The organism is Kitasatospora sp. NPDC024654 (genome assembly GCF_055559155.1).
In genome coordinates this window covers 1-4,724 of the sequence record NZ_JBVHLF010000192.1, presented here as the reverse complement: position 1 = coordinate 4,724, position 4,724 = coordinate 1, and the positions used below count along the sequence as shown (strand labels likewise).

Sequence of the window (4,724 nt, the reverse complement as noted above, 5' to 3'; positions counted from 1 at the left end):
CAGCCTCACCGAACATCGACACCACCCGGGTGGGCTGACCGACACCGGCTGGAACTGCGCTCCCGGGCACCTCCGACCTCATCGCGGGTCGGAGGCCGTGGTCGTCTTAAGAGGTAGCGCAGATAGGCGCGGTGGTGGTCCCCCGGCAGCGGTACAGGTACAGGTCTTGGCGATCATGGAGTTGTAACGCTTTGTGACCGCTGGGGAGGCATGTATGTGTCCTTCCGTCACGGCTGACAGAACCTCCCCGGAGCGAGGTCACCACCCTGCCGCCCGAGCGTCCGATTGCGCAGCGACTCATCCGCTGGGCTGCCACCGGCCACGAGTCAGTGACCTGATCGTCTTCGACAAGAGGCGGCAACCTCTGGTACCGCGACAGCGAGCCCGCGTGGTGTGCTCGCATGCTCGGGCTCCGCTTGGGGCGTAGCGAGGTTGGTGGCGCGGTGGCCAGGTCGTGCGGATGGGAATGACTGTCCTGGCCAGGTGGCGGTCGCATCGCGCCGGGTACGCCGGAAGAGCGCGAACATCTGACGGTTATCCCGTTTGGGTGAGGTCGTGGGTCGCGGCGAGCTCGGTGGAGATGTCGATGAGGCGGGGGAGGGCGGGGTTGGTGTTGGCGGGGTTCCAGATGATGTCGGTGGGGGCGTAGGCGCCGGTGAGGGGGATGAAGACGACGCCGGTGCGGCGCAGGTTGTGGGAGGAGTGGGCGAGGCGGGTGACGCCGATGCCGGCGGCGACCAGGCCGAGGAGGTTCTGCGGGTTGGGGTCGGTCTGGACGATGTTCGGGGTGAAGCCCGCCGCGCGGAAGTGGTCGTTGTAGGTGCGGTGCCAGGGCTCCCAGGAGTTGGGCGGGGTGAGGACCCAGGGTTGGTCGGCGAGGTCGCTCAGGGTGAGTTCGGCGCGCCCGGCCAGGGGGTGGCCCTCGGGAAGGACGGCGCAGACCGGCTCGCGGGTGAGGGTGCGCGCGGCGAGGCCGTCGGTAAGGGGTGGCCGGGTGAAGGCGGCGTCGAAGCGGCCCTGTCGGACCCCGTCGACGAGGGCGGCGATGGTGGTGGACTCGGTGGTGAGCTGGACGTCGGGCAGCCGGGTGCGCAGGGCGCGGATCACCGGGGGGAGCAGGTGGTTGGCGACGGTGGTCAGGAAGGCCAGACGCAGGCTGCCGACCTCGCCTCGGCGGGCGCGTTGCAGGAGCGCGACGGCCTGGTCGGCGCGTTCGAGGACGGCTCGTGCCTCGGGGACGAAGACCGTGCCGATGGCGGTCAGGCGGGTGCCGCGGTGGTCGCGTTCGAAGAGTCGTACGCCCAGGTGGCGTTCGAGCGCGGTGATCTGTTGTGAGAGGGACTGTTGGGCGATCATCAACCGTTCGGCCGCGCGGGTGAGGTTCAGTTCCTCGGCGACGGTGAGGAAGTAGCGCAGTTGCCGCAGCTCGGGAGGGGTCACAGGCTCAGACTGTAGCTGCCGCAGGAAGCACGTGTTGGATCACGGGCGAGGACCGCGGACATGCTGGTGGACATCGGGGAGCGACTGCTTCCCCGCCACGGCAAGGGAGTTCACCGATGTCCGACACCACCGTCACTTCCGCCCCCACTGAGCCTTCCGCTGGTCGGGTCTGGCTGATCACCGGCTGCTCCAGCGGATTCGGCCGGGAACTGGTGCGCGCCGCGGTCGCGGCCGGCGACCGGGTGATGGCCACCGCCCGCCGCCCCGAGGTCCTGGCCGAGCTGGCCGACGAGGGCCCGGGCAGGGTGAGCACGACCGCCCTGGACGTGACCGACCCCGCCTCGGTCCAAGCCGCCGTCGCCGCGACCCTCGCCGTGTACGGACGCATCGACGTCGTGGTCAACAACGCGGGCAACCTGGTCCTCGGAGCGGTCGAGGAGTTCACCATGGACCAGCTGCGCACCCAGATGGAGACCCTGTTCTTCGGCGCGGCCGAGGTCACCAAGGCCGTCCTGCCCCACCTGCGCGAGCAGGGCCACGGCACCATCGTGCAGATCAGCTCGATGGGCGGCCAGACCACCTTCCACGGCTTCGGCGCCTACCACGCGGGCAAGTTCGCCCTGGAAGGACTCTCCCAGACACTGGCCGGCGAACTTGCGCCCCTCGGCGTGCGCGTCATGATCGTCGAACCCGGCGCGTTCCGCACCAACATCAACGCCGCCAAGATCCCCACCCCGTCGCTCGACCCCTACCAGGACACCGTCGGAGCCTTCCGCGCTTACGTCGACTCCATGCAGGGCCACGAGCAGGGCGACCCGGCCAAGGCCGCCACCGCCATCGTCACCGCCGTCCACAGCGGCAACCCGCCCCTGCGCCTGGCCCTGGGCGGCGACGCGGTCGACGGCATCCGCGCCCAACTCGCCTCCCGCCTGCAGGACGTCGCCGACTGGGAGCACCTCAGCCGCACCACCGACGCCGCCTGATCCCCACCCCGCCCCTCTCCCGGTTACGGCCGCGCACCCGATACGACGCCCGCGCGGCCCAATCCGGGCGCCCACCACCGACACCCGAAGGGCCGCTCCCGTCATGTCCCAGCCCATCCGCGTCACCACGCCGTTCTCCGCCGACTCCACCGCACGGGAGGTGGTGGCAGGCACCGACCTGAGCGGCGCGCGGGCGGTGGTGACCGGCGCCTCCTCCGGCATCGGGATCGAGACCGCCCGCGCCCTGGCCGCCGCCGGCGCCGAGGTCACCCTCGCCGTCCGCGACACCAGGGCCGGCGAGCGCGTCGCCACCGACATCGCCGCCACCACGAACAACCACCGCCCGCTCGTGGCGGCCCTGGACCTCGCGGACCTCGACTCCGTCGCCGCGTTCACCCGAGCCTGGCAGGGGCCGCTGGACATCCTGGTCAACAACGCCGGCGTCTACAGCCCGCCCGACCGGTGGAACGCCCGCGGCTGGGAAACCCACCTGGCCGTCAACCACCTCGGCCACTTCGCCCTCACCCTCGCCCTGCACCCGGCACTCGCCGCCGCCGGACGCTCCCGCCTGGTGACGCTCAGCTCCATGGCCCACCTGTACGCACCCATGGACTTCGACGACCCGCACTTCCGCGCCCGTCCTTACGACCTGCTGACCGCCTACGGCCAGTCCAAGACCGCCACCGCCCTGTTCGCCGTCGAGGCACACCACCGCTGGGCCGCCGACGGCGTCACCGCCAACACCCTGCACCCCGGCGCGGTCCGCACCAACCTCTCCCGCCACAGCACAGCCCGCGACACCGCCGACCTGCCCGCCTACCACCACCGCAGCCCCGAACAGGGCACCGCCACCTCCGCCCTGCTCGCCGCCTGGCCCCCGCTGGAAGGCCAGGGCGGGCGCTACTTCGAAGACTGCCAGCAAGCCGCACCCCACACCCCGGGCGGCACCACCGGAGTCGCCGACCACGCCCTCGACCCCACCGCCGCCCAGCTCCTGTGGGACCTCTCCCTCAACCACCTCCCCCAGGAACTGCGCCGAACCATCCACTGACCCGACCCCGGAGCGACGAGCGCGTCGCCACCCCTTCGCCCGCGTCCGCCAGTCGTCTTGACCGGCAGGGCGGTCACCAGCCGACCAACGGAATTGAGGGTTACCCATGAGTTCTGCGGAGCGTGCCGACACGCCGCCCGGCCGGGTGTTCGGCGAGGTGGCCGAGGTGTATGACGCCGCCCGCCCGGGCTATGCGGATGCGCTGATCTCACAGGTACTGGCCTACGCGGACCTGGGCGATCGCACGGCAGCGGAGATCGGTGCGGGTACCGGCAAGGCCACCGTGCTCTTCGCCGAACGCGGGATCCCCCTCACCTGTATCGAGCCGGATCCGCGCATGGCCGAAGTCCTGCGGCGCAACACCTCCCACCACCCCAACGTACAGGTCGAGGTCGGCGGCCTCGAGGAGTGGGAGCCCAAAGGCCGCTTCGGGTTGCTGTTCGCCGCCACCTCCTGGCACTGGCTGGACCCCCGACGACGCTGGGACCTGGTCCACACGGCGCTCGAACCGGGCGGCACCCTCGCCCTGTTCTGGAACCTGCACGGAGTCATCGACTCCGAACTGCACGGCGCACTCGCCGGCATCGACCGACGCCACGGCGTCGTCAGGTCACCACACAGCGAACTGGCCTCCTCCTACGGGCAGGAAGCAGGAAACGGGGGTCAGGAACTCGGCTGGCCAGACGCCGAGTGCCGCCGTGACGGCCGCTTCACCGACCTCCGCGCCCACCGCTTCCGTCGCAACGTGCGCTACCAGACCGACCGCTACCTCTGCTTCCTCGCCTCCATCTCCGCCTATCGCGTCCTGCCGACCACGCACCGCGAACAGGCCCTGGCCGAGACCGCGCAGTTGCTCAACGCCCGCGGTGGCGGCATCGACATGCTCGACAGCAGCGACCTCTTCCTCGCCCGCAGTCGATGAGCGAGAAGCAGTGACCCCATGTGCCGTAGGAGGCCGCGCAGGTAGGCGTGTGGTCATCGGCGGCAGCTCGGGCGCTCGTCCCAGCGGTGGGTCGTCCATGCCTGGCGGATGAGGCTGCGCACGGTGATGACGGTGTCGGCGAGGTCGAAGAAGGCGTGGATGACGGCGGCCCGGCGTTCGGGTGCTGTCACGTTGACCGGTGAGTGAGATGATCTTCGGGTTGGTGGGTGGCTGGGAGGGCCTGTCGTGGAGGGTGCGTCGCCGTCGTACAGGGGCCACCGGTACCCGGTGGAGGTCATCGCGCACTGCGTGTGGCTGTACTTCCGCT

General features: G+C 70.8%; 4 protein-coding genes and 2 pseudogenes. 4 read left to right on the top strand and 2 right to left on the bottom strand.

The features are described from left to right. Nucleotides 1-534: 534 nt before the first annotated feature. Complete coding sequence (locus ACZ38L_RS38515; RefSeq protein WP_465702638.1) at nucleotides 535-1,440, bottom strand: LysR family transcriptional regulator; 906 nt, start codon at nucleotides 1,438-1,440, stop codon at nucleotides 535-537. Nucleotides 1,441-1,556: 116 nt separating this feature from the next. On the opposite strand from ACZ38L_RS38515, the gene ACZ38L_RS38510 reads away from it, so the two are divergent. The 3 genes from ACZ38L_RS38510 to ACZ38L_RS38500 all read left to right on the top strand — a co-directional run bounded on the left by ACZ38L_RS38510 (nucleotide 1,557) and on the right by ACZ38L_RS38500 (nucleotide 4,396). Next, nucleotides 1,557-2,423: an oxidoreductase gene (locus ACZ38L_RS38510; RefSeq protein WP_465702636.1), complete on the top strand. Its 867-nt coding sequence runs from the start codon at nucleotides 1,557-1,559 to the stop codon at nucleotides 2,421-2,423. A 103-nt stretch (nucleotides 2,424-2,526) separates the two neighbouring features. Then, entirely contained in the window at nucleotides 2,527-3,474 is a 948-nt protein-coding gene (locus ACZ38L_RS38505) for an SDR family NAD(P)-dependent oxidoreductase (protein ID WP_465702634.1), read from the top strand. Nucleotides 3,475-3,580: 106 nt separating this feature from the next. Further along, on the top strand, nucleotides 3,581-4,396 hold the full coding sequence (locus tag ACZ38L_RS38500; RefSeq protein WP_465702632.1) for a class I SAM-dependent methyltransferase: 816 nt from the start codon (nucleotides 3,581-3,583) through the stop codon (nucleotides 4,394-4,396). 53 nt (nucleotides 4,397-4,449) lie between these two features. On the opposite strand, the pseudogene ACZ38L_RS38495 reads toward ACZ38L_RS38500, so the two are convergent. Continuing rightward, nucleotides 4,450-4,575 (bottom strand): annotated as a pseudogene (locus ACZ38L_RS38495) (IS5/IS1182 family transposase); the annotation flags it as partial. A 67-nt stretch (nucleotides 4,576-4,642) separates the two neighbouring features. Between ACZ38L_RS38495 and ACZ38L_RS38490 the strand changes: the two are divergent. Beyond that, nucleotides 4,643-4,724 (top strand): annotated as a pseudogene (locus ACZ38L_RS38490) (IS6 family transposase); the annotation flags it as partial.

Coding starts and splice junctions, on each gene's coding strand:
- ACZ38L_RS38510 (WP_465702636.1), top strand. CDS start 1,557: ATGTCCGACACCACCGTCACTTCCGCCCCCACTGAGCCTTCCGCTGGT.
- ACZ38L_RS38505 (WP_465702634.1), top strand. CDS start 2,527: ATGTCCCAGCCCATCCGCGTCACCACGCCGTTCTCCGCCGACTCCACC.
- ACZ38L_RS38500 (WP_465702632.1), top strand. CDS start 3,581: ATGAGTTCTGCGGAGCGTGCCGACACGCCGCCCGGCCGGGTGTTCGGC.